This window comes from Binatus sp. (SeqCode), from assembly GCF_049584895.1.
Lineage (GTDB): Bacteria > Desulfobacterota > Binatia > Binatales > Binataceae > Binatus.
In genome coordinates, this window is record NZ_JBAUYR010000047.1 from 1 (window position 1) to 19340 (window position 19340).

General features: G+C 60.7%; 32 protein-coding genes and 2 pseudogenes. All 34 read right to left on the reverse strand.

Annotation, left to right across the window (positions count from 1 at the left end; translation table 11 throughout):
• The coding region (gene rplQ / locus WB650_RS09525) for a 50S ribosomal protein L17 (protein WP_423960269.1) at window positions 1-424 on the reverse strand (424 nt) is incomplete at its 3' end.
• Between the two features lie 27 nt (window positions 425-451).
• Window positions 452-1480 (reverse strand): DNA-directed RNA polymerase subunit alpha, encoded by a 1029-nt coding sequence (locus WB650_RS09530; RefSeq protein WP_422305911.1) that lies wholly within the window; start codon window positions 1478-1480, stop codon window positions 452-454.
• Window positions 1481-1563: 83 nt separating this feature from the next.
• On the reverse strand, window positions 1564-2190 hold the full coding sequence (gene rpsD, locus WB650_RS09535) for a 30S ribosomal protein S4 (protein WP_422305909.1): 627 nt from the start codon (window positions 2188-2190) through the stop codon (window positions 1564-1566).
• 65 nt (window positions 2191-2255) lie between these two features.
• Complete coding sequence (rpsK, locus tag WB650_RS09540; RefSeq protein WP_423960270.1) at window positions 2256-2720, reverse strand: 30S ribosomal protein S11; 465 nt, start codon at window positions 2718-2720, stop codon at window positions 2256-2258.
• A gap of 76 nt (window positions 2721-2796) precedes the next feature.
• Window positions 2797-3180 carry a 30S ribosomal protein S13 gene (rpsM, locus tag WB650_RS09545; RefSeq protein ID WP_423960272.1) on the reverse strand — a complete coding sequence of 128 codons (384 nt, stop codon included), beginning with the start codon at window positions 3178-3180 and terminating at the stop codon, window positions 2797-2799.
• Window positions 3181-3194: 14 nt separating this feature from the next.
• Window positions 3195-3308, reverse strand: a complete 114-nt coding sequence (gene rpmJ, locus WB650_RS09550) for a 50S ribosomal protein L36 (RefSeq protein ID WP_324096801.1) — start codon at window positions 3306-3308, stop codon at window positions 3195-3197.
• A 70-nt stretch (window positions 3309-3378) separates the two neighbouring features.
• The gene (gene infA / locus WB650_RS09555) at window positions 3379-3597 is read right to left on the reverse strand and encodes a translation initiation factor IF-1 (RefSeq protein WP_304829624.1); all 219 of its coding nucleotides are present in this window, start codon (window positions 3595-3597) and stop codon (window positions 3379-3381) included.
• A complete protein-coding gene (map, locus tag WB650_RS09560; RefSeq protein WP_422301037.1) occupies window positions 3590-4360 on the reverse strand; it encodes a type I methionyl aminopeptidase in 771 nt (256 codons plus the stop codon). The genes infA and map overlap by 8 nt, the downstream gene beginning before the upstream one ends.
• Before the next feature lie 18 nt (window positions 4361-4378).
• Window positions 4379-5041 (reverse strand): adenylate kinase, encoded by a 663-nt coding sequence (locus WB650_RS09565; protein WP_422301062.1) that lies wholly within the window; start codon window positions 5039-5041, stop codon window positions 4379-4381.
• 4 nt (window positions 5042-5045) lie between these two features.
• Window positions 5046-6353 (reverse strand): preprotein translocase subunit SecY, encoded by a 1308-nt coding sequence (gene secY, locus WB650_RS09570; RefSeq protein WP_422301038.1) that lies wholly within the window; start codon window positions 6351-6353, stop codon window positions 5046-5048.
• Window positions 6354-6830 (reverse strand): 50S ribosomal protein L15, encoded by a 477-nt coding sequence (gene rplO, locus WB650_RS09575; RefSeq protein ID WP_422301039.1) that lies wholly within the window; start codon window positions 6828-6830, stop codon window positions 6354-6356.
• Window positions 6831-6838: 8 nt separating this feature from the next.
• A complete protein-coding gene (gene rpmD, locus WB650_RS09580; protein ID WP_422301040.1) occupies window positions 6839-7036 on the reverse strand; it encodes a 50S ribosomal protein L30 in 198 nt (65 codons plus the stop codon).
• A gap of 12 nt (window positions 7037-7048) precedes the next feature.
• Window positions 7049-7555, reverse strand: a complete 507-nt coding sequence (gene rpsE / locus WB650_RS09585) for a 30S ribosomal protein S5 (RefSeq protein ID WP_422293404.1) — start codon at window positions 7553-7555, stop codon at window positions 7049-7051.
• Window positions 7556-7590: 35 nt separating this feature from the next.
• Window positions 7591-7953, reverse strand: coding sequence for a 50S ribosomal protein L18 (gene rplR, locus WB650_RS09590; protein WP_422301041.1), 363 nt, complete (start codon window positions 7951-7953; stop codon window positions 7591-7593).
• Window positions 7954-7981: 28 nt separating this feature from the next.
• On the reverse strand, window positions 7982-8533 hold the full coding sequence (rplF, locus tag WB650_RS09595; RefSeq protein WP_422301042.1) for a 50S ribosomal protein L6: 552 nt from the start codon (window positions 8531-8533) through the stop codon (window positions 7982-7984).
• Window positions 8534-8539: 6 nt separating this feature from the next.
• On the reverse strand, window positions 8540-8938 hold the full coding sequence (gene rpsH / locus WB650_RS09600) for a 30S ribosomal protein S8 (protein WP_422293402.1): 399 nt from the start codon (window positions 8936-8938) through the stop codon (window positions 8540-8542).
• A gap of 12 nt (window positions 8939-8950) precedes the next feature.
• Window positions 8951-9136 carry a type Z 30S ribosomal protein S14 gene (locus WB650_RS09605; protein WP_422293406.1) on the reverse strand — a complete coding sequence of 62 codons (186 nt, stop codon included), beginning with the start codon at window positions 9134-9136 and terminating at the stop codon, window positions 8951-8953.
• Window positions 9137-9268: 132 nt separating this feature from the next.
• Window positions 9269-9805: pseudogene (rplE, locus tag WB650_RS09610) on the reverse strand (50S ribosomal protein L5); the annotation flags it as partial.
• Window positions 9806-9984: 179 nt separating this feature from the next.
• Entirely contained in the window at window positions 9985-10338 is a 354-nt protein-coding gene (gene rplX / locus WB650_RS09615) for a 50S ribosomal protein L24 (protein WP_422301043.1), read from the reverse strand.
• On the reverse strand, window positions 10338-10706 hold the full coding sequence (gene rplN / locus WB650_RS09620; protein WP_324096813.1) for a 50S ribosomal protein L14: 369 nt from the start codon (window positions 10704-10706) through the stop codon (window positions 10338-10340). The genes rplX and rplN overlap by 1 nt, the downstream gene beginning before the upstream one ends.
• A 9-nt stretch (window positions 10707-10715) precedes the next feature.
• Window positions 10716-10970 carry a 30S ribosomal protein S17 gene (gene rpsQ, locus WB650_RS09625; protein WP_422294328.1) on the reverse strand — a complete coding sequence of 85 codons (255 nt, stop codon included), beginning with the start codon at window positions 10968-10970 and terminating at the stop codon, window positions 10716-10718.
• On the reverse strand, window positions 10970-11188 hold the full coding sequence (gene rpmC / locus WB650_RS09630; RefSeq protein ID WP_422301046.1) for a 50S ribosomal protein L29: 219 nt from the start codon (window positions 11186-11188) through the stop codon (window positions 10970-10972). The genes rpsQ and rpmC overlap by 1 nt, the downstream gene beginning before the upstream one ends.
• Window positions 11178-11606 (reverse strand): 50S ribosomal protein L16, encoded by a 429-nt coding sequence (gene rplP / locus WB650_RS09635; RefSeq protein ID WP_422294332.1) that lies wholly within the window; start codon window positions 11604-11606, stop codon window positions 11178-11180. Before rplP ends, rpmC begins: the two co-directional genes overlap by 11 nt.
• 9 nt (window positions 11607-11615) lie before the next feature.
• Window positions 11616-12293 (reverse strand): 30S ribosomal protein S3, encoded by a 678-nt coding sequence (rpsC, locus tag WB650_RS09640; protein WP_422294334.1) that lies wholly within the window; start codon window positions 12291-12293, stop codon window positions 11616-11618.
• Between the two features lie 7 nt (window positions 12294-12300).
• Window positions 12301-12639, reverse strand: a complete 339-nt coding sequence (gene rplV, locus WB650_RS09645) for a 50S ribosomal protein L22 (protein ID WP_324096818.1) — start codon at window positions 12637-12639, stop codon at window positions 12301-12303.
• A 21-nt stretch (window positions 12640-12660) separates the two neighbouring features.
• On the reverse strand, window positions 12661-12987 hold the full coding sequence (rpsS, locus tag WB650_RS09650; protein ID WP_422301047.1) for a 30S ribosomal protein S19: 327 nt from the start codon (window positions 12985-12987) through the stop codon (window positions 12661-12663).
• Window positions 12988-12993: 6 nt separating this feature from the next.
• Window positions 12994-13824: a 50S ribosomal protein L2 gene (gene rplB, locus WB650_RS09655; RefSeq protein ID WP_422301049.1), complete on the reverse strand. Its 831-nt coding sequence runs from the start codon at window positions 13822-13824 to the stop codon at window positions 12994-12996.
• 66 nt (window positions 13825-13890) lie between these two features.
• Window positions 13891-14181 carry a 50S ribosomal protein L23 gene (gene rplW, locus WB650_RS09660; protein ID WP_422301051.1) on the reverse strand — a complete coding sequence of 97 codons (291 nt, stop codon included), beginning with the start codon at window positions 14179-14181 and terminating at the stop codon, window positions 13891-13893.
• Window positions 14174-14875, reverse strand: coding sequence for a 50S ribosomal protein L4 (gene rplD, locus WB650_RS09665; RefSeq protein ID WP_422293128.1), 702 nt, complete (start codon window positions 14873-14875; stop codon window positions 14174-14176). Before rplD ends, rplW begins: the two co-directional genes overlap by 8 nt.
• A complete protein-coding gene (gene rplC / locus WB650_RS09670) occupies window positions 14868-15536 on the reverse strand; it encodes a 50S ribosomal protein L3 (RefSeq protein ID WP_422301064.1) in 669 nt (222 codons plus the stop codon). The genes rplD and rplC overlap by 8 nt, the downstream gene beginning before the upstream one ends.
• Before the next feature lie 8 nt (window positions 15537-15544).
• On the reverse strand, window positions 15545-15853 hold the full coding sequence (gene rpsJ / locus WB650_RS09675; RefSeq protein ID WP_304829554.1) for a 30S ribosomal protein S10: 309 nt from the start codon (window positions 15851-15853) through the stop codon (window positions 15545-15547).
• A gap of 80 nt (window positions 15854-15933) precedes the next feature.
• Window positions 15934-17133, reverse strand: coding sequence for an elongation factor Tu (gene tuf, locus WB650_RS09680; RefSeq protein ID WP_422301053.1), 1200 nt, complete (start codon window positions 17131-17133; stop codon window positions 15934-15936).
• A gap of 37 nt (window positions 17134-17170) precedes the next feature.
• Window positions 17171-19261 carry an elongation factor G gene (fusA, locus tag WB650_RS09685; RefSeq protein WP_422301055.1) on the reverse strand — a complete coding sequence of 697 codons (2091 nt, stop codon included), beginning with the start codon at window positions 19259-19261 and terminating at the stop codon, window positions 17171-17173.
• A gap of 16 nt (window positions 19262-19277) precedes the next feature.
• Window positions 19278-19340 (reverse strand): annotated as a pseudogene (locus WB650_RS09690) (30S ribosomal protein S7); the annotation flags it as partial.

Below are 19340 nucleotides of genomic sequence, written 5' to 3' on the forward strand. Positions count from 1 at the left end.
GACGCTCGGTGGTCACGGCATCTTTCTTCGCCGAGCGCTTGCGCGGCTTCTTTGATTTGCTCTGCTCTTCCTGTCCGGTGAACTCGATCACCGACATCATCGTCGCGTCGCCGCGGCGATGTCCGAATTTGATCACGCGCGTGTAGCCGCCATTGCGATCCTTGAAGCGCGGCGCGATTTCGTCGAACAGTTTCTTGACCGCCTCGCGCGACTGCAAGGCCGCGAACGCGCGGCGTCGCGCGGCAAGATCGTTCTGCTTGCCCAGCGTGACCATCCGGTCCGCGATACGCCGCAGTTCCTTGGCCTTAGGGTCGGTCGTTTTGATTCGCTCGTGACGAATCAGCGCGAGCACCATGTTCTTGAACAGCGCCTTGCGATGCGCCGAGGTGCGATTGAGCTTGCGGCCCGAATTGAGATGACGCATCAGTTACTCCAAACCTGATAGAACGATCTAAGCCGACTCGCGGCGTTCTTGCTCTTCCCACATGCGGTCGAGCTCGCCGCGCGGCGGCAGATTCTCAAGGCGCATCCCGAGCGAGAGACCCATGTCGGCGAGGACTTCCTTGATCTCGTTGAGGGACTTGCGTCCGAAGTTTTTAATCTTGAGCATGTCCTGCTCGGTGCGCTGCACCAGCTCGCCGATATACTTGATGTCGGCGTTCTGCAGGCCGTTGAAGGCGCGCACCGAAATCGGCAGGCCTTCGACCGGCCGATAGAGCAATTCGCTCATCGTGGGGCGCGCGTCTCCGCCTTCGACCGCACCGGCGGGCACTTCGGCTTCTTCTTCGACGCCCGCGAAGATTGTCATCTGATCGCGCATCACGCGCGCGGCGTAGGTGAGTGCTTCGCGCGGGTTGATCGAGCCGTCGGTCCATATTTCGAGCGCGAGCCGGTCGTAGTCGGTACGCTGGCCGACGCGCGCGTTGGTAACGGTGAAATTAACTTTTCGAATCGGCGAGAAGATCGCGTCGAGACGGATCGTGCCGATTGATTCCTCATCTTCGGTGCGCTCGCCGGGGACGTAGCCGCGGCCACGCTTGATTACGAGTTCCATATCGAGTTCGGCGCCCTTGTCGAGCGACGCGATATGCTTGTCGGGGGTCAAAATTTCGAGGCTGGGTCCGCCGGTGATGTCGCGCGCGGTGACCTGCGCCTCGCCTTTGACCTTGAGGGTTGCGGTAATCTGCTCGCCCTCGTGCAGGCGGAGCCGGATTTCCTTGAGATTGAGGACGATGTCGGTCACGTCCTCTTTAACGCCGGACAGAGTCGAAAACTCGTGGAGGACGTTTTTGATCCTGACTGCCGTAATCGCGTAACCGGGCAGGGTGGACAGCAGGATGCGCCGCAGCGCGTTGCCAACGGTGATTCCGTAGCCGCGTTCGAGCGGTTCCGCGGAAAATTTGCCGTAGGAAGGAGTGACTTCCTTCTCGTCGAACTCGACAGTTTTGGGTTTGATCAGATCTCGCCAGTCATTTTGCATGGTCTATGCTCTTTTTCCCGATGGATTTCCCGCGCCCACACAGGTCCACCACGGACCGGGACGCCGAATCGGTAGCCTCCGCCTTATCTTGAGTAATGCTCGACGATCAGCTTCTCGCTGATCGGCATCGTCAGTTCAGCGCGCGCCGGCAGCGACCGGAGCGAACCGCGGAATTGTTCGCGCTCGAGTGCCATCCACGGCGGTACGCCGCGACGCTGCGCCATCTCGATTGCCTCGACGATCACCTTCTTGGTGCGGCTCGCCTCGGCCACGCTTATCACACTGCCAACCTCGACCAGGGTCGAGGGAATCGTAACTTTCTTGCCGTTAACCTGGATGTGCCCATGACGAACGACCTGTCGCGCCTGCGCGAGCGAACTTGCGAAGCCGAGACGATACACGACGTTGTCGAGACGGCGCTCGAGCAGCACCAGCAGGTTCTCGCCGGTGATTCCATCCATCCGCTCCGCCTTGGCAAAGTAGTCAGAGAATTGGCGCTCCATCATCCCGTAGATGCGCTTGACCTTCTGCTTCTCGCGCAATCGAATCGCGAATTCAGAGAAACGCGTGCGCGCCTGGCCGTGTGCGCCGGGCGGATAATTGCGCCGCTCGATTGCGCACTTGTCGCTGTAGCATCGCTCTCCCTTGAGGAAGAGTTTCAGTCCTTCGCGCCGACATAAGCGGCATACTGGACCCAGATTTCTAGCCATTTTTTTCAGTGAATCCGCTTGGTTGGGAACATCTCGGCGAAAATTTCCTTAGATGTTCGCGTTTTTCAGACTCGGCGCCGTTTTGGCGGACGGCATCCGTTGTGCGGAATCGGGGTGACGTCCTTGATTGAGATGACGCCGAGGCCGGCAGCTTGCAGTGCGCGTACCGCTGATTCGCGTCCGCCGCCCGGACCTTTGACGTGAACGACCACCGCACGCATCCCGACTTCAGAGCATTTCCGAGCGCATGCTTCCGCCGCCATCTGCGCAGCGTACGGCGTGCCCTTGCGCGAGCCCTTGAAGCCGACCGATCCGGCGCTCGACCAGGCGATCACGGTGCCTTGCTGATCGGTGATCGTGACGATCGTGTTGTTGAAGGTCGCATGCACATGCGCGACGCCTTCGGGCACGTTGCGACGCACCTTCTTGCGACGCGGCGCAGGGGCAGGTGCTCCAGCGGCGCCTGCAGCGGCGGGCGTCGCAGCAGCGCCCTTCTTTTCTTCTTTAGTCTCTTTTACTTCTTCAGCCATTCTTCTTTTTTCAGTGAATCAATTTCCGCGATGATAATCGGCGAAAATTTCCTTCGTTGTTTGCGTTTTTATTCCGTTAGCCTTTTGGCGGTGCCTGTTTCTTGCCCGCGACGACTTTGCGCGGGCCTTTGCGAGTGCGTGCGTTGGTGTGGGTTCGCTGTCCACGGACCGGAAGGCCGCGACGATGCCGGATGCCGCGATAGCATCCGAGATCCATCAAGCGCTTGATCGACTGCTGAAAGTCGCGGCGCAAGTCGCCTTCGACTTCGTAGTCGGTGTCTATCACCTGGCGGATGTGCACCTGCTGATCGGCGGACAGATCGTCAGTCTTGATCGCAGGATCGACTTTCGCCGCCGCGAGAATTTTGAGCGCGCTTGGCCGGCCTATTCCGTAAATATAGGTGAGCGCTATATCCATCCGCTTGTTCTTCGGGAGTTCGACTCCAGCTATTCGTGCCATCGCGGAGACCCTTCCTAGCCCTGGCGCTGCTTGTGGCGCGGGTTGGAGCACAGGATGCGCACGACGCCTTCGCGACGCACCACTTTGCAGTTCTTACAAATCTTTTTTACAGAAGCTCTGACCTTCATTTTTTTAGTCTCTGTTTGCGATTGTGCTCGACCTTACTGGATCCGGTACGATAATCGGCTGCCCCACTTTTTATCGCATCCGGTACGTTATTCGGCCGCGCGTGAGGTCGTAGGGTGACAGCTCTACCGTGACCTTGTCGCCGGCCAGGATTTTTATGTAATGCATCCGCATCTTGCCCGAAATATGGGCCAACACCTTGTGCCCGTTGTCGAGCGTCACCCTGAACACCGCATTGGGAAGCGCTTCCTGCACCGTCCCTTGAACTTCGATCGCGTCGCCTTTAGACATTTTCCAATTCGCTTAAAATTTCGGGTCCGTTGGAGGTGATTGCGATGGAATGCTCGAAGTGGGCAGATAGTTTACCGTCCGCCGTCACCGCAGTCCAGCCGTCGGAAAGTATCTCCAAATCAGGGCTTCCCTCGTTAACCATCGGCTCGATCGCCAGCGCCATCCCCTCGCGAAGCCGCGGATTAGGCATCCCCGGGCGAAAATAATTCGGTACCTGGGGGTCTTCATGGAGACGGCGGCCGATGCCGTGTCCGGCAAAGTCGGTCACGACCGAAAACCCGGCCCGCTCGACGGTTTCCTGCACCGCGCGCGCGATATCACTGATGCGATTGCCGGCGCGCGCCTGCGCGATTCCCGCGTAGAGGGAATCGCGGGTTACATTCAGGAGCCGCGTCACTCGCTCCGGCACCGGGCCGACTGCGACGGTGCGCGCGGAATCGCCGTAGAAGCCTTCGTACACGACGCCGAAGTCGAGCCCGACGATATCGCCGGCTTTCAATTTGCGGCTCGACGGGATGCCGTGGACTATTTCATTGTTAATCGACACGCAAAGACATTTCGGATAGACGACGTCGCCCGGCTTGTAGCCTTTGAAGGCAGGCTTCGCGCCTTTTTTGTAAGTCAGATCTTCGGCCAGCTTATCGAGCTCCTCGGTCGTGATTCCGGGACGAACTGCGGCGGCAAGTGCCTCGAGAATCTCGGCGACAATCTGGCTCGCCTGGCGCATCACGGCGATCTCCGCCGGGGTTTTAATGGTGATCATGATTACGCTGAGTCGCCTTCACTTAGGCGGTGGTGCGACTCCGTTTACAGCAGACAGGATTCGCTTTTCCACGTCGTCGGTGCGGCCTACTCCGTCGACCTGCTCGAGCAAGCCGAGGCGGCCGTAGTAATCGAGCAACGGCCGCGTCGCCTCGGCAAAAACTTTGAGACGTTCGCGCACGGTTTCCTCGGCGTCATCCTCGCGCTGATAAAGTTCGCCGCCGCATTTGTCGCATACTCCCGGCTTCTTCGGCGGCTCGAATGCGACGTGATACATCGCGTTACATTTCGCGCAGGTGCGGCGTCCTGATATTCGCTTCACGATCTCTTCGTCGGGCACGATCACAGCGACGGCTTTGTCGAGCTTCAGCCCCGCTTTGTCGAGTCCCTTGGCGAGAGCCTCGGCCTGCATCACGTTGCGCGGGAAGCCGTCGAGGATGAATCCTTTGCGGGCGTCTTTTTTTCGAAGCCGCTCATCGATCAACTTAAGCACCAATTCGTCGGGCACCAACTGTCCGCGATCCATGTAGCTGGCGGCCTCGCGGCCGAGCTCCGAGTCTTCGCGAACGACGGTGCGCAACAGATCGCCGCTGGAAACTTGCGGTATACCCCATAGCGTCGCGAGCGCCCTCGCTTGCGTACCCTTGCCCGCACCCGGCGGGCCCAGCAGCACCAGACGCACCTGCTTAGGCACCCCTCTTGGTCTTCACGCGCCCGCGGCGCATGAAGCCTTCGTAGTTGCGAGTGAGCAGATGGGTTTCGATTTGCGCGACAGTGTCGAGCGCGACGCCGACGACAATCAACAGCGCGGTGCCGCCGAAGAAGAACGGCACGTTGAAGCGTGCAATCAAGATTGTGGGCAGGACGCATACGGCGCTGACGTAAACCGCGCCGCCGAGCGTAATGCGCGAAAGCACGCGATCGATGTAGTCAGCGGTCGGACGGCCGGGCCGGATTCCCGGGATGAAGCCGCCGTACTTTTTCAGATTGTCGGCGACGTCGACCGGGTTGAACGTGACCGACGTGTAGAAATAACAAAAGAAAAAAATCAAGGCGACGTACACGAGGTCGTAGTAGAAGCCGCCGGGGGTCAGGTAGCTCGCGTATGGTTTCAGGAACGGGACGAAGGTGGCGAGCGTCGCGGGGAAGACCAGCAGCGCCGACGCGAAAATCGGCGGAATGACGCCCGAGGTGTTTATCTTGAGCGGCAGATGCGAGCTCTGGCCGCCGTATACGCGGCGACCGACGACGCGGCGCGCGTATTGAATCGGGATACGACGCTGCGCGGTCTCGATATAAACAATGCCGTAGATGACGCCGGCTGCGACCGCGAGAATGAAGATGAGCAGGAAGATGCTCATTTCGCCCTCGCGCACGAACTGCGCGGTGGTGCTGAGCGCGCTCGGCAGTCGCGCGACGATGCCGGCCATGATGATCAGCGAGATGCCGTTGCCGATTCCACGCTCGGTAATCTGCTCGCCGATCCACATCAGGAACATCGTGCCCGCCGTGAGCGTGATGACCGTCATCACGACAAATCCGACGCCGGGATTGTAAACGATACTGCCGCCGCCGGGCGCGGGCGCTTTTTCGAGCGCGATCGCGAACATCGTGCCCTGGAACAACGCCAGCAGCACGGTGCCATAGCGGGTGTACTGAGTTATCTTGCGGCGGCCCGCCTCGCCTTCTTTATATAACTCGTCGAGATACGGGGACGCGATTTTCAGCAGGTCGAGAACGATGGCAACCGAGATGTACGGCATGATGCCAAGCGCGAGGACCGAGAAGTGCTCGAGCGCGCCGCCGGAGAAGAGATTGACCCATCCGAAGAGCGTGCCGCTGGTCTGCTCGAACAGCGATGCGAGGGCCTGGCCGTCGATACCGGGAGTGGGCACGGCAACACCGAGGCGGAACACCGCGAGCATCGCGGCCGTGAACACGAGGCGTCGGCGCAACTCCGGAATGCGCGAGGCGTTTGAAAACCCGTCGAGCATTTAGCTCTTTTCGCTGGTCGGCTTTACTACCAACTCCGCGAAGCCGCCTACCGCGGCGATTTTGTCCAGCGCGCTTTTCGAGAACGCGTCGGCGCGCACCCTAATCCTACTCTTCAACTCACCGTCACCTAAAACCTTGACCTTGCGACCGGCGGGAACGAGCCCGCGCGCGACCAGTGCCGCCGCGTCGATAGTTACATCCTCGCCGAAGTCGCCGAGCCGAGACAGATTGACGATTGCGAATTCGTCGCGACGCGCCTGGTTCTTCAACGTGCGCCGAAAACCCTGCTTGGGCAAGCGCCGCTGCAAAGGCATCTGGCCGCCTTCGTAGCTCGGGGGCGTGTTGCCGTGCGAGCGGGCGCCGAGACCCTTATGCCCGCGACCGGCGGTCTTGCCGTGACCGGAGCCGATACCGCGTCCGACGCGGCGTTTGCGATGAGTCGAGCCGGGAGACGGTTTTAAATCCTTCAAATCCATGACTGCAACTAATCCTTGAGCTCGACTACCAGATGCTTCAGCCGCTTGATCATCCCTTCGACTGCGGCGCTGCGATTGAGCTCGCGCACACTGCCGACTTTGCCGAGGCCGAGTCCCTTGACGGTTTCACGCACGCGCCGATTGGTGCTGATCGGACTGCCGACGAGCTTGACGCGAATTTTATCGGAATTTGTATTCTCAGCCACGGTAAACCTCGACTACGCTGCCGCTTCGGGCTGATTCGGCGTGCGTCCGCGGAGGCGATTAATATCCTGCGTGCTGCGGAGTTCCGCCAGCGCCTCGAGCGTCGCCTTCACCAGGTTATGAGGATTCGACGAGCCCAGCCGCTTGGTCAGGATGTTGCGGATGCCCGCGAGCTCGACCACCGCGCGCACGCCGCCCGCCGCGATAACGCCAGTGCCTTCGGCGGCAGGGCGGAGCACGACGCGTCCCGCGCCGAAACGTCCAACAACTTCGTGCGGAATGGTGCCGTCCTGAATCGGCACGCGCACCAGACTCTTCTTGGCGCGATCGACCCCCTTGCGAATCGCCTCGGGCACTTCGTTAGCCTTGCCGAGGCCGAAGCCGACCAGGCCGTTATGATCGCCGGCGACGACCAGCGCACTGAAGCTGAAGCGGCGACCGCCCTTGACGACCTTGGCGACGCGGTTGATATGCACGACCTTCTCTTTGATTTCGAGGCCCTGCGGATCGATCCGCTGCACCACGGTGCCTTCTCGAAGTGTTCGTTGCCTGCCGTTCAAAATTTTAACCCCGCTTCGCGCGCCGCGTCGGCCAGCGCCTTGACGCGGCCGTGATAGAGAAATCCGTTTCGATCGAACACGACGTTGGAGATGCCGTTCTGGAGGCATCGCTCGGCAATCGCCTTGCCCACCGCTTTGGCGGCAGCAAGGTTGCGCTTGCTCTTGAGTTCTTCGCGCAGGCCGGCCGTTTCAGTGGACGCAGCCGCGAGCGTACGTCCGCTCTCGTCCGAAATAACCTGCACGTAAATATGATGCAGCGAGCGGAAGACCGAGAGGCGCGGGCGACTGTCGTTGCCGACCGCTTTGCGCCGCACGCGGCCTTGCCGAAATTTCCGTTTTTCCGATCGTTCTAGAGCCATAGTCGAAATAACCTTTTCTATCCAACCCCTACGCCGAGGTCGAGCCAGCCGCAGCCTTGCCGGCTTTGCGGCGAATCGTCTCGTTGGCGTACTTGATTCCCTTGCCCTTGTACGGCTCCGGCGGCCGCAGCTCGCGAATCTGCGCGGCGACGGTGCCGAGCAGTTGGCGGTCGGCGCTCTCGAGCGTGACGGTCACCTGCTTCTCGACTTTCGCGGTGACGCCGGGCGGAAGCTGATAAACGATCGGATGCGAATAGCCGAGGGTCAGATTCACTTGCTGGCCCTTGGCCTCGGCGCGATAGCCGACGCCGTTAATCTCGAGCACCCGAGTGAAGCCTTTGCCGGCGCCCTCGACCATGTTGGCGACCAGCTTGCGCATCAGGCCGTGGACGGCGCGCTCTTCACTGGTGTCTCCTGGGCGCTTCACGACGATTTCGCCGTCCTTGATGTCGACGGTGTAGCCGGGATGAAGCTTGAGCTCGAGCTTGCCCTTGGGGCCCTCGACCTTGAGCGTACCGCCGGCGACTGTCGCCTTGACGCTCTTGTCGAGATGAATCGGTAGTCTTCCTATGCGCGACATCGATAGTTACCAAACCCTGCAGAGAATTTCGCCACCGACTTTGCGGCGACGCGCTTCGCGACCGGTCATCACGCCGAGCGGAGTGGATACGATTTGCACGCCCATCGCGCCGCGGACCTTGCCGATTTCGGCAGCGCCGGCATAGCGGCGATTGCTCGGCTTGCTGATGCGATCGATTCCGCGGATGACGGACTCGCGGGTTGGCGAGTAGCGCAGTTTGAGCGCCAGCATCTTGAGCGGGACTTCGCCGCCGACTTCGACCCCGGCCAGGAATCCCTCGGCCATCAGCACGCGGCAAATAGCCTCGCGCAGCCGCGAATGGGGCACAGTGAGTTCGTTGTACCGCGCGCGCATCGCGTTGCGGATTCGCGTAAGCAGTTCAGCAATCGGATCGGTCTGCGACATGATTCGTCTCTCTTACCAGCTCGCCTTGATCACGCCAGGCAATTTGCCGTCGAGTGCGTTCTTGCGCAAGCAAAGCCTGCACATCTTGAAACGCCGATAGTACGCACGCGCGCGGCCGCATAGCGGGCAGCGGTTGTATTGGCGCACTTTGAATTTTTGTTTGCGAGTCGCCTTGACCCGCAGGCACGTTTTCGCCATCTGCTGTTCCTATGCTCCCTGGCCCGGCGTCGGCGGCGGTGTTGCCGCGGCTGCGACCGCAGCGCGCGCGGCGGCATGAGCCTGCGCTGCAGCTGCCGCTTTAGCGGCGTCCGCTTCGCGCTCAGCCGCACCGCGCATCGGCATCCCGAGCGCACGCAGGAGAGTCAGTCCCTCGAAGTCGCTGCGCGCCGTGGTCGTGATCGAAATCGTCAAACCCTTCACCTTCTCGACCTTGTCGAGATTGAGTTCGGGGAAAATCGTATGTTCCTTCAGCCCGAGCGAGTAGTTGCCACGGCCGTCGAAGGCCTTGTCGCTGACGCCGCGGAAGTCGCGCACGCGCGGCAGCGAGATATTCACCAGCCGGTCGAAAAACTCCCACATCTTTTCGCGCCGCAGCGTAACCATCACGCCAATCGGCATCCCCTGGCGCAGCTTGAAATTCGAAATCGCCTTGCGCGCGCGGGTCAGCACCGGCTTCTGCCCGGCTATTACCTTGAGCTCTTCGAGCGCGGAGTCGAGAATCTTCACATTGTCGCGTGCTTCCTGCAGCGCCATGTTGATCGTGATCTTTTCCAGGCGCGGCACGCGCATCTTGTTGTCGATTTTCAGCTCACGCATCAGAGCAGGCGCGATTTCATTCTCGAAACGAACGCGCAGACGCGCCGGCAGCTTGGGCTCGGGCGGTAGCGGTTCCGCCGCAGCGGCCTTGGCGTCCTCAGCCGCCTGCTTCTGTTGAGCCTGCCGCGCCTTGCCTTCGCGCTTGGCCTTGGCCGCGGCGTCAGACTTGGCGGTCTGATCGGCCTTGGCAGCCTGATCGGCTTTATCCGGCTTTTCTTTTTTGTCGGCCATTAGTCGTTACCTATAACTTCGCTGCATCGGCGGCAGACCCGGCTCTTGGAGCCATCGTCGTTGGCCTTGATGCCGACCCGGACCGGAGCATTGCAGCGATCGCAAAAAATCATAACGTTCGAGATTGCGATCGGCGCTTCCTTTTCGATGATTCCGCCCGGTCTCTGCGCGCCGCCGCTCGACTTGGTGTGACGCTTGACGATATTGAGCCGTTCGATCACGACGCGTCCCGCCTCGGGCAGCACGCGCATCACCTTGCCGGTCTTGCCGCGGTCGCGGCCGGTGACAACCATCACGGTGTCATTCTTCTTGATTTTGTACTTGACGCTAATCGTATGCTTCGCTGACGCCATCACAACACCTCCGGCGCGAGCGAGATTATTTTCAAAAACTTTTTCGCGCGCAGCTCACGAGCGACCGGCCCGAAGATGCGGGTCCCGACCGGCTCGTGATCCTTGTCGAGCAGCACGGCCGAGTTGCCGTCGAATCGGATATAACTGCCGTCGTCGCGGCTGATTTCTTTTGCCGTGCGCACGATCACCGCGCGCGACACGTCGCCTTTTTTGACCTTGGCGTTGGGAATCGCTTCTTTCACTGCGACCACGATCACGTCTCCGACCGACGCGTACCGGCGCTTGGAGCCGCCGAGCACCTTGATGCACATAACCTTGCGGGCGCCCGAGTTATCGGCGACATCCAGAACCGTTTGTACCTGTACCATCTCGCGTCCTTACCCCGCGGCCTTTTTGAGTACGCGGCTGACGCGCCAGCGCTTGTTTTTCGAGAGCGGACGCGACTCGATAATCTGCACGCGGTCACCCTCTTTGCATTCGCCGCGCTCGTCATGCGCCATGAACTTGGTGCTGCGACGCTCGCGCTTGCCGTACAGTTCGTGCTCGACCATCCGATCGACTTTCACCAGCACGGTCTTGGTCATCTTGGCGGAGACCACGGTCCCCTCGCGCCGTTTAATTCGCTGCCGCATTAACTTGCCTTCTTTTCCTTAACCGCTTCGGCCCGCGTCTTCGCGCTGAGCAAAGTTAAAATCCGCGCCAACTCGCGACGCGCACGGCGATAGCCGGCGTGATTGTCGAGCTGATTGGTGCGCAGCTTGAGGCGCAGGCGGAAAATTTCTTCGCGCGCCTCGCGCTCCTTGACCCGAAGATCCGCCGGGGTCATCTGCCTTAGTTCGTCAAGCTCCAAGGCCGCCGCCCTCCTCGCGCGAGATCATCATGGTTTTGATGGGAAGCTTGTGCGCCGCCAGACGCATCGCTTCTTTCGCGGTCGCGTAATCAACCCCTTCCATCTCGAACAGAATCCGGCCCGGACGAACGCACGCGACCCATCCTTCGGGCGAGCCCTTGCCCTTGCCCATGCGGGTTTCGGCCGGCTTCTTGGTGAAGGGCTTGTCGGGGAAGACGCGAATCCAGACGCGACCGCCGCGCTTGATATGACGGGTGAGCGCGATACGAGCGGCTTCCAGAGCGCGCGTGTCGATCCGGCAAGTCTCGAGCGACTTGAGCCCGTAGTCGCCGAACGCGAGCCACAGTCCACGGTTCTCGGCGCCGCGGACGCGACCCTTCATCATTTTGCGCCATTTAACTTTTTTTGGTGCGAGCATCTTACTTCTTCAATTCGCCTGCACGGGCGTTCCTGCGCGTTTCGCGTCCGCGTCTTTGCGGGTGAGAACTTCGCCGCGGAAAATCCAGACCTTCACGCCAATCTGACCGTAGGTCGTGCGCGCCTCCGCAAATCCGTACGCAACATCGGCGCGGAGAGTCTGCAGCGGCACGCGGCCCTCGCGATACCATTCCTGGCGCGCGATTTCCGCGCCGCCGAGGCGTCCCGCGACGTGGACTTTCACGCCCTGCGCGCCCATCCGCATCGCACGCGTGACCGCTTCTTTCATCGCGCGGCGAAACGCCACGCGACGCTCGAGCTGGAGCGCGATATTTTCGGCAACCAGCTGCGGATCGAGGTCGGGGCGGCGGACCTCGTGAATATTGATGAAGGAGTCGCGCCCCTTCATCAGCTTCTGGATATCGAGCTTGAGCTTGTCGATTTCCGCGCCCTTCTTGCCGATGACGATACCTGGACGCGCCGTATAAATATTTATCTTGGCCTTATTGGCCATCCGCTCGATTTCGATTCGCGAGATACCGGCGTGGTAGAGCCGCTTCTTGATGAAATCGCGCAGCTTCAAATCTTCGTGCAGCAGCTTGGCGTAGTCGTGACTCGCGTACCATCGTGAGTCCCAGCTCTCGATGACGCCGAGACGAAAACCGCGCGGATGTACTTTCTGTCCCATAGAAGCCTCAGGACGCCCGCTCGTCCACGATAACCGTGAGATGGCTGGTGCGTTTGTGAATCGGCGTCGCATGCATATGTGCGCGCGTGAGCGAGCGCTTCCAGGTCGGCCCGGTGTCGGCGGTCGCGCGTTTTACGAACAACTTGTCCTCGTCGACATTCTGCTGATCGCGGGCGTTGGCAATCGCGGCGAGCAAAGTCTTGGAGACGAAGCGCGCCGCTTTCTTGGGGGTGAACTCGAGAATCGACAACGCCTGATCGACTTTCTTGTCGACGATTAATTCGCACACGAGCTTGAGCTTGCGCGGCGAGATTCTGATGAAGCGAGTTCGCGATACGGATTCCATGACTCTTACAACTTTCCCCGCTTACGCCTTGGCCGCGGCCGGAGCAGCCGGTGCGCTGGGAATCGAAGCCGCCTTGACTTCGCCCTTGCGATCGCCGGCGTGGCCATGAAAGGTCCGGGTCGGCGCGAATTCGCCGAGCTTGTGACCGACCATGTTCTCGGTGCAATACACCGGGATGAACTTGTGGCCGTTGTGGACGGCGAAGGTCAACGCGATCATGTCGGGCGTGATCATCGAGCGCCGCGACCAGGTCTTGATGATGCGCTTGTCGCCGGACGCGGTCGCGGCACCGACTTTCTTCTGCAGATGGCCGTCGACGAACGGACCTTTTTTTAGTGACCTGGCCATAACTCTCTAATGCTTGCCCTTCGGCCGACGGCTGACGATCAGATTGTCCGACGGCTGTTTCTTGCGCGTCTTGTATCCCTTGGCTGGCTGGCCCCACGGCGACTGCGGATGGTTTCCTTTGGACTTGCCCTCGCCACCGCCGTGCGGATGGTCAACTGGGTTCATCGCGACTCCACGCACATGACCTCGCTTGCCGAGCCATCGCGAGCGCCCGGCCTTGCCGATCGAAATATTTTCGTGATCGAGATTGCCGACCTGGCCGATAGTCGCGCGGCAATCCGCCTGCACCATCCGCTGCTCGCCCGACGGCAGCTTGAGCAGGGCCATCTTGCCCTCTTTGGCCATCAACTGCGCTTGCACACCCGCGCCGCGCGCGAGCTTCGCACCGGCGCCGGGCTTCATCTCGATTGCATGAACGACGGTGCCGAGCGGGATGTTCTTGAGCATCAGGGCGTTGCCCGGCTTGATGTCGGCGTTCTCGCCCGATTCGACCTTGGCGCCGACTTTGAGCCCGTCAGGCGCGAGGATGTAAGTCTTCACACCGTCCGCATAGTGCAGCAGCGCGATATTCGCGGAGCGATTCGGATCGTACTCGAGCGCGGCGACCACCGCGGGAATCCCGTCGCGGTTGCGCTTGAAATCAATCAGGCGAAGGCGGCGCTTATGCCCGCCGCCGCGATGACGCGAGGTCATGCGTCCGCGATTATTGCGTCCACCAGTGCGCTTGACCGGGACCAGCAGACTTTTCTCAGGCTCCTTCTTCGTAAGCTCCGAAAAGTCCGCAATCTGCATGAAGCGCTGCCCAGGCGTGCGCGGATTTAATTGTATTACAGCCATTTTTTTCAGTATCTCTTCTGTCTAGCTCCGAACCTTCTTCTCAATATCGTGCTCTACCACGGTATCTTAGAGCCCTTCGAAGAATTCGATCTTGTCGCCTTCTTTAAGCGTTACGTAAGCCTTCTTCCAGTCGATCTGACGGCCCTTGATTGCGCCTTTTTTCCGTTCCTTGCCCATGAAGTTCGAGGTGCGGACCTTGATCACGGTGACCTTGAACAGATGCTCGACCGCCTCGCGAATCTTGTCCTTGCTCGCGCCGGGCCGCACCTTAAACAGGACCTGGCCGGCCTTTTCGCTGGCCATGGTGCCCTTCTCGGTGATGATCGGCGCGATAATCAGACTCTCGGGACTACTCATTTGATTCCCCCGCAGAGCCTGCAGTCGCCTCTCCCGCAAATCGCGCTTCGATTGCCTTGGCGGTCGAACTGGTCATGACCAGTTCCCGATAATTGAGCACGTCGTAAACGTTGAGCCCTTCGAGCGCGAGAACTTTATGCGCCGCGAGATTGCGCGCGGCGAGCAGAAACTTGCCGTCAGCTTCACCGGTAATGATGAGAGCATGCTCGACCCCGAGCTTGCCGAGCGCAGCTTTCGCAGCTTTGGTTTTCGGCTCCGACAGATCGAGCGACTCGACGATGAACAGCTTGCCGTTTTTCGCGCGATCGGAAATCGCGAGACAGAGAGCGGCGCGCCACGCCTTTTTCGGCATCTTGTAGGAATAGTCACGCGGCTGCGGTCCGAAGATAGTTCCGCCGTGACGCCATATTGGCGAGCGGGTCGAGCCTGCGCGCGCGCGTCCGGTCCCCTTCTGCCGCCATGGTTTGCGGCCGCCGCCCGAGATGAGTCCCTTGGTCTTGGTCGACGCGGTTCCGGAGCGCCGATTCGCCAGCTGCATCCGGACTGCCTCATGCAACAGTGAGACGTCGCCGTCGCGCCCGAAGACATTGCCGGCGACTTCGAGCTCGCCGACTTTTTCGTGCGCGGCCGAGTACAGCGGCAGCTTTACAGGCGATGCCGCCGGTTTTTCTTTTTTTATGTTGCGCTCAGGCACTGGCGGTCACCTTTACGTTGGAGCGCTTGCGCGGGCGGGCCGCATGGTGGACCGCGAGCAAGGCGCCGTCGGGTCCGGGCACGGCACCCGAGACGACGACTGCGTTGTCTTCGGCGAGTATCTCGAGCACTTCGAGATTCAGGATTGTGGCAGTCTCGTTGCCCATCTGCCCCGCCATCCGCATCCCCTTGCGCACGCGTCCGGGATAGGAGCGGTTACCAATCGAGCCGCCGTGGCGGAAATATTCGTGAGTGCCGTGCGAGCCGGGGAAGCCGGAAAAGTGGTGGCGCTTGATTACGCCGGCGTAGCCGTGACCTTTGGAGATTCCGGTCACGTCCACCTGATCGCCGACCTTGAACACGTCGGCCGCCGCGATTGGTTGTCCGAGGGTCAACTCGCCTTCGCCGCGGCGCTCGAACTCACCCGACTTGATTCCGGCCGCGATATTAGCCTTGGCGAAATGGCCGCGCTCGCCGCTGGTCACTCGGGTGAGTTTCTTTTTGCCGAACGTCACCTGCACGGCTTCGTAGCCGTCAGTCGCCGCGGTCTTCACTTGCGATACCGTGCATGGCCCGAGTGTCAAGACCGTGGCGGCGCGAACGCGCCCCGCAGGGTCGGTCACCTGGGTCATCCCGATTTTTTTTCCAATCAATCCGGTCAGCATCGGCCCTACTCAAGCTTGATTTCGACGTCCACGCCTGCGGCGAGGTCGAGCTTGCCCAGCGCGTCGATGGTCTGCTGGGTCGGCTCGAGGACGTCGAGCAGACGTTTATGCGTACGTATTTCAAAATGCTCGCGCGACTTCTTATCGACGTGCGGCGAGCGGTTAACCGTAAAGCGCTCTATACGTGTCGGCAGCGGAATCGGACCGGCCACGCGGCCGCCGGTGCGCCGGATGGTATCCACGATTTCGCGAACCGACTGATCGAGCAGGCGGTAGTCGTACGCCTTCAGGCGTATGCGTATCTTGTCGTTCATCTAAAAAATACCGCGCCCGATTCGTTCAGCGCTCCGCTCCCATCTCCACTCGGTTCGTACGACTCTTGTTTCGGTCCCAGTTACTTCAAAATTTTCGAAACGACGCCGGCGCCGACGGTGCGGCCACCCTCGCGAATAGCGAAGCGCAAGCCTTCGTCCATCGCGACCGGCGTGATCAGCTCGCCAAGTATCTTGATGTTATCGCCCGGCATCACCATCTCGGTGCCTTCGGGCAGCGTCAGCACTCCGGTCACGTCGGTGGTGCGGAAGTAGAACTGCGGGCGATAGCCGGTGAAGAACGGCGTATGACGGCCGCCTTCGTCCTTGGTCAGGATGTAGGCCGAGGCCTCGAAGTTGGTGTGCGGCGTGATCGAGCCGGGCTTCGCGAGCACCTGTCCGCGCTCGACGTCTTCGCGCTTGAGACCGCGCAGCAGCACGCCGATATTGTCGCCCGCCTGGCCCTCGTCGAGCAGCTTGCGGAACATCTCGACGCCGGTGACGACAGTCTTGCTGGTGTCCTTGAAGCCGACGATTTCGACTTCCTCACCGACTTTCACCTTGCCCTTTTCGACGCGCCCCGTCACGACGGTGCCGCGGCCGGAGATCGAGAACACGTCTTCCACAGGCATCAGAAACGGCTTTTCAGTCTCGCGCACCGGCTGCGGAATATAGCTGTCGACTGCGTCCATCAGGTCGAGAATCGGCTTGCAGTTGGGACAGTCGGCCTTGCCGCATCCGCAGTTGAGCGCGTTGAGCGCGCTGCCGCGGATGACGGGCACTTCGTCGCCCTTGAAATTGTACTTGGTCAGCAGGTCGCGGACTTCGAGCTCGACCAGGTCGAGCAGCTCGGGATCGTCAACCATATCGACCTTGTTCATGAACACGACGATCGACGGCACGCCGACCTGATACGCGAGCAGGATATGTTCACGCGTCTGCGGCATCGGGCCGTCATTGGCGCCGACCACCAGGATCGCGCCGTCCATCTGCGCGGCGCCGGTGATCATGTTCTTGATGTAGTCAGCATGTCCCGGACAATCGACGTGCGCATAGTGGCGCTTGGTCGTTTCGTACTCGACGTGCGCGATGGAAATCGTGATGCCGCGCTCTTTCTCTTCGGGCGCCTTATCGATCTGATCGAAGGCCGTAAAAGTGGCGAGCTTCTTTGACGCGAGGACCTTGGTAATCGCAGCGGTTAAAGTTGTTTTGCCGTGATCGATATGTCCAATCGTGCCGACATTCGCGTGCGGCTTGGTGCGTTCAAATTTAGCTTTGCCCATTGATGTAACCTCCGATTGAGCGCTTGCTCATGAGTCGTTAAGCGCGCTTCTTTTCCTCTCCGTCGCCGTTGCGCGCCGTCAACTCATCAAAAATATTTTTTGGCACGGGTTCATACGCGCCGAACTGCATTGTGTAGGTCGCGCGGCCCTGCGTCATCGAGCGCAGCCGCGTTGCGTAACCGAACATCGTAGCGAGCGGGACGCGGGCCTCGATAACCTGCGCGCCCGCGCGATTTTCCATGTCGAGAATCTTGCCGCGGCGCCCGCTCAAGTCGCCGATCACCTCACCCATGAACTCCTGCGGCGTGACGGCCTCGACTTCCATCACGGGCTCGAGCAGAATCGGCTCGGCCTTCTCGCAAGCCTCTTTGAAGGCCATCGAGCCGGCGATTTTGAACGCGAGCTCCGACGAGTCGACATCGTGTTCCTTGCCGTCAATCACGATGGCCTTGACGTCGACCATCGGATAGCCGGCGACCACGCCGTTCTCCATCGCCTCTTTCACTCCCGCTTCGATTGCCGGTATGAAGTTGCGCGAGATCGAGCCGCCCTTGGTGCCGTCCTCGAATTCGAAACCGCCGCCCTTGGGAAGCGGTTCGATGCGAAGCTCGACCACCGCGAATTGTCCGTGACCGCCGCTCTGGCGGACCAGCCGGCCCTCGGCCTCAGACACCCGCTTGATGGTCTCGCGGTACGCGACCTGCGGCTTGCCGATATTGGCGTCAACTTTGAATTCGCGCAGCATCCGATCGACGATGATTTCAAGATGGAGCTCGCCCATCCCGGCGATCAGCGTCTGCGAAGTTTCCTTATTAACACTGACGCGGAACGACGGATCTTCCTTGGCGAGCTTCTGCAGAGCCTCGCCGAGCTTCTCCTGGTCGGCCTTGGTCTTGGGCTCGATCGCGATCTGGATGACAGGCTCGGGGAACTCGATCGACTCGAGCACGATCGGCGCAGCCGGATCGCATAGCGTGTCGCCGGTGGTGGTATCGCGCAGGCCTACGGCGCAAATGTCGCCCGCATAGACCTCAGTGATGTCCTCGCGCTTGTTCGCGTGCATCTTGAGCATGCGGCCGATTCGTTCGCGCTTGCCGCGGGTCGAATTGAGCAGCGACGATCCGCTCTCGAGCTTGCCCGAATAAACCCGGATGAAAGTGAGCGTGCCCATGTGCTGGTCGTTCATTATCTTGAACGCGAGCGCAGAGAACGGCGCGTCGTCGCGCGGCCATCGCTCATCGATCTTGTCGCCGACCTTGCCCACAACCGGCGGCAGGTCGAGCGGCGACGGCAGGTATTCGACCACCGCGTCGAGCATCGGCTGCACGCCTTTGTTGCGGAACGCGGAGCCGATAATCACCGGCGTCACCGCCATCTTGAGCGTGGCGACGCGGATTGCGGCGCGAATCTGTTCGGGAGTCGGCGCCTTGCCTTCGAGATACATCTCCATGATGTGCTCGTCGTGATCGGCGAGCGTCTCGATCATCTTGTCGCGATATCCGGCCGCCTGCTCTTTCAACTCGGCCGGAATCTCAGCGACGCGATACTCAGCGCCGAGACGATCCTCGTCCCAGATGAGCGCCTTCTGATCGATCAGATCGACCAGCCCGGTGAACTTTTCCTCGGCGCCGATCGGAAGATGCAACAGCAGCGGCGTGGCCTTGAGCTTGTCGCGCATTTCCTGCACGACGCGCTCGAACTCGGCACCGACGCGATCCATCTTGTTGATAAACGCGACCCGCGGGACGCGGTACTTGTCGGCCTGGCGCCACACGGTCTCAGATTGCGGCTCGACGCCGCCGACCGCGCAGAACACAGCGACCGCGCCATCGAGCACGCGGAGCGAGCGCTCGACTTCAATTGTGAAATCGACGTGTCCGGGCGTATCGATAATATTGATGCGGTGGTCGCGCCAGAAACACGTGGTCGCCGCCGACGTGATCGTGATTCCGCGCTCCTGCTCCTGCACCATCCAGTCCATCGTCGCAGTGCCTTCGTGCACCTCGCCAATCTTGTAGTTGATGCCGGTGTAGAAGAGCACGCGCTCGGTAGTGGTGGTCTTGCCGGCATCGATGTGCGCCATGATGCCGATATTGCGCACCCGTTCTATTGGTGTCTGACGAGCCATCTAAAAAAACTCGGTATTACCAGCGGTAGTGGGCGAACGCCTTGTTGGCATCCGCCATTCGATGTGTGTCTTCGCGCTT

What these genes read in the sequence shown, in the direction of transcription:
- rpsM (WP_423960272.1), bottom strand. Translation starts at nt 3,180, where the DNA reads ATGGCACGAATAGCTGGAGTCGAACTCCCGAAGAACAAGCGGATGGAT.
- rplN (WP_324096813.1), bottom strand. Translation starts at nt 10,706, where the DNA reads ATGGTACAGGTACAAACGGTTCTGGATGTCGCCGATAACTCGGGCGCC.
- rpsD (WP_422305909.1), bottom strand. Translation starts at nt 2,190, where the DNA reads ATGGCTAGAAATCTGGGTCCAGTATGCCGCTTATGTCGGCGCGAAGGA.
- rpmJ (WP_324096801.1), bottom strand. Translation starts at nt 3,308, where the DNA reads ATGAAGGTCAGAGCTTCTGTAAAAAAGATTTGTAAGAACTGCAAAGTG.
- rpsS (WP_422301047.1), bottom strand. Translation starts at nt 12,987, where the DNA reads ATGGCCAGGTCACTAAAAAAAGGTCCGTTCGTCGACGGCCATCTGCAG.
- map (WP_422301037.1), bottom strand. Translation starts at nt 4,360, where the DNA reads ATGATCACCATTAAAACCCCGGCGGAGATCGCCGTGATGCGCCAGGCG.
- rplW (WP_422301051.1), bottom strand. Translation starts at nt 14,181, where the DNA reads ATGAGTAGTCCCGAGAGTCTGATTATCGCGCCGATCATCACCGAGAAG.
- rplX (WP_422301043.1), bottom strand. Translation starts at nt 10,338, where the DNA reads ATGGCGTCAGCGAAGCATACGATTAGCGTCAAGTACAAAATCAAGAAG.
- rpsC (WP_422294334.1), bottom strand. Translation starts at nt 12,293, where the DNA reads ATGGGACAGAAAGTACATCCGCGCGGTTTTCGTCTCGGCGTCATCGAG.
- rpsK (WP_423960270.1), bottom strand. Translation starts at nt 2,720, where the DNA reads ATGGCTGAAGAAGTAAAAGAGACTAAAGAAGAAAAGAAGGGCGCTGCT.
- WB650_RS09605 (WP_422293406.1), bottom strand. Translation starts at nt 9,136, where the DNA reads ATGGCGAAAACGTGCCTGCGGGTCAAGGCGACTCGCAAACAAAAATTC.
- rplO (WP_422301039.1), bottom strand. Translation starts at nt 6,830, where the DNA reads ATGGATTTGAAGGATTTAAAACCGTCTCCCGGCTCGACTCATCGCAAA.
- tuf (WP_422301053.1), bottom strand. Translation starts at nt 17,133, where the DNA reads ATGGGCAAAGCTAAATTTGAACGCACCAAGCCGCACGCGAATGTCGGC.
- rpsQ (WP_422294328.1), bottom strand. Translation starts at nt 10,970, where the DNA reads ATGCGGCAGCGAATTAAACGGCGCGAGGGGACCGTGGTCTCCGCCAAG.
- rplR (WP_422301041.1), bottom strand. Translation starts at nt 7,953, where the DNA reads ATGGCTCTAGAACGATCGGAAAAACGGAAATTTCGGCAAGGCCGCGTG.
- secY (WP_422301038.1), bottom strand. Translation starts at nt 6,353, where the DNA reads ATGCTCGACGGGTTTTCAAACGCCTCGCGCATTCCGGAGTTGCGCCGA.
- infA (WP_304829624.1), bottom strand. Translation starts at nt 3,597, where the DNA reads ATGTCTAAAGGCGACGCGATCGAAGTTCAAGGGACGGTGCAGGAAGCG.
- rplF (WP_422301042.1), bottom strand. Translation starts at nt 8,533, where the DNA reads ATGTCGCGCATAGGAAGACTACCGATTCATCTCGACAAGAGCGTCAAG.
- rplP (WP_422294332.1), bottom strand. Translation starts at nt 11,606, where the DNA reads ATGCTCGCACCAAAAAAAGTTAAATGGCGCAAAATGATGAAGGGTCGC.
- WB650_RS09530 (WP_422305911.1), bottom strand. Translation starts at nt 1,480, where the DNA reads ATGCAAAATGACTGGCGAGATCTGATCAAACCCAAAACTGTCGAGTTC.
- rplV (WP_324096818.1), bottom strand. Translation starts at nt 12,639, where the DNA reads ATGGAATCCGTATCGCGAACTCGCTTCATCAGAATCTCGCCGCGCAAG.
- rpsJ (WP_304829554.1), bottom strand. Translation starts at nt 15,853, where the DNA reads ATGAACGACAAGATACGCATACGCCTGAAGGCGTACGACTACCGCCTG.
- rpsH (WP_422293402.1), bottom strand. Translation starts at nt 8,938, where the DNA reads ATGTCGCAGACCGATCCGATTGCTGAACTGCTTACGCGAATCCGCAAC.
- rplB (WP_422301049.1), bottom strand. Translation starts at nt 13,824, where the DNA reads ATGGCTGTAATACAATTAAATCCGCGCACGCCTGGGCAGCGCTTCATG.
- fusA (WP_422301055.1), bottom strand. Translation starts at nt 19,261, where the DNA reads ATGGCTCGTCAGACACCAATAGAACGGGTGCGCAATATCGGCATCATG.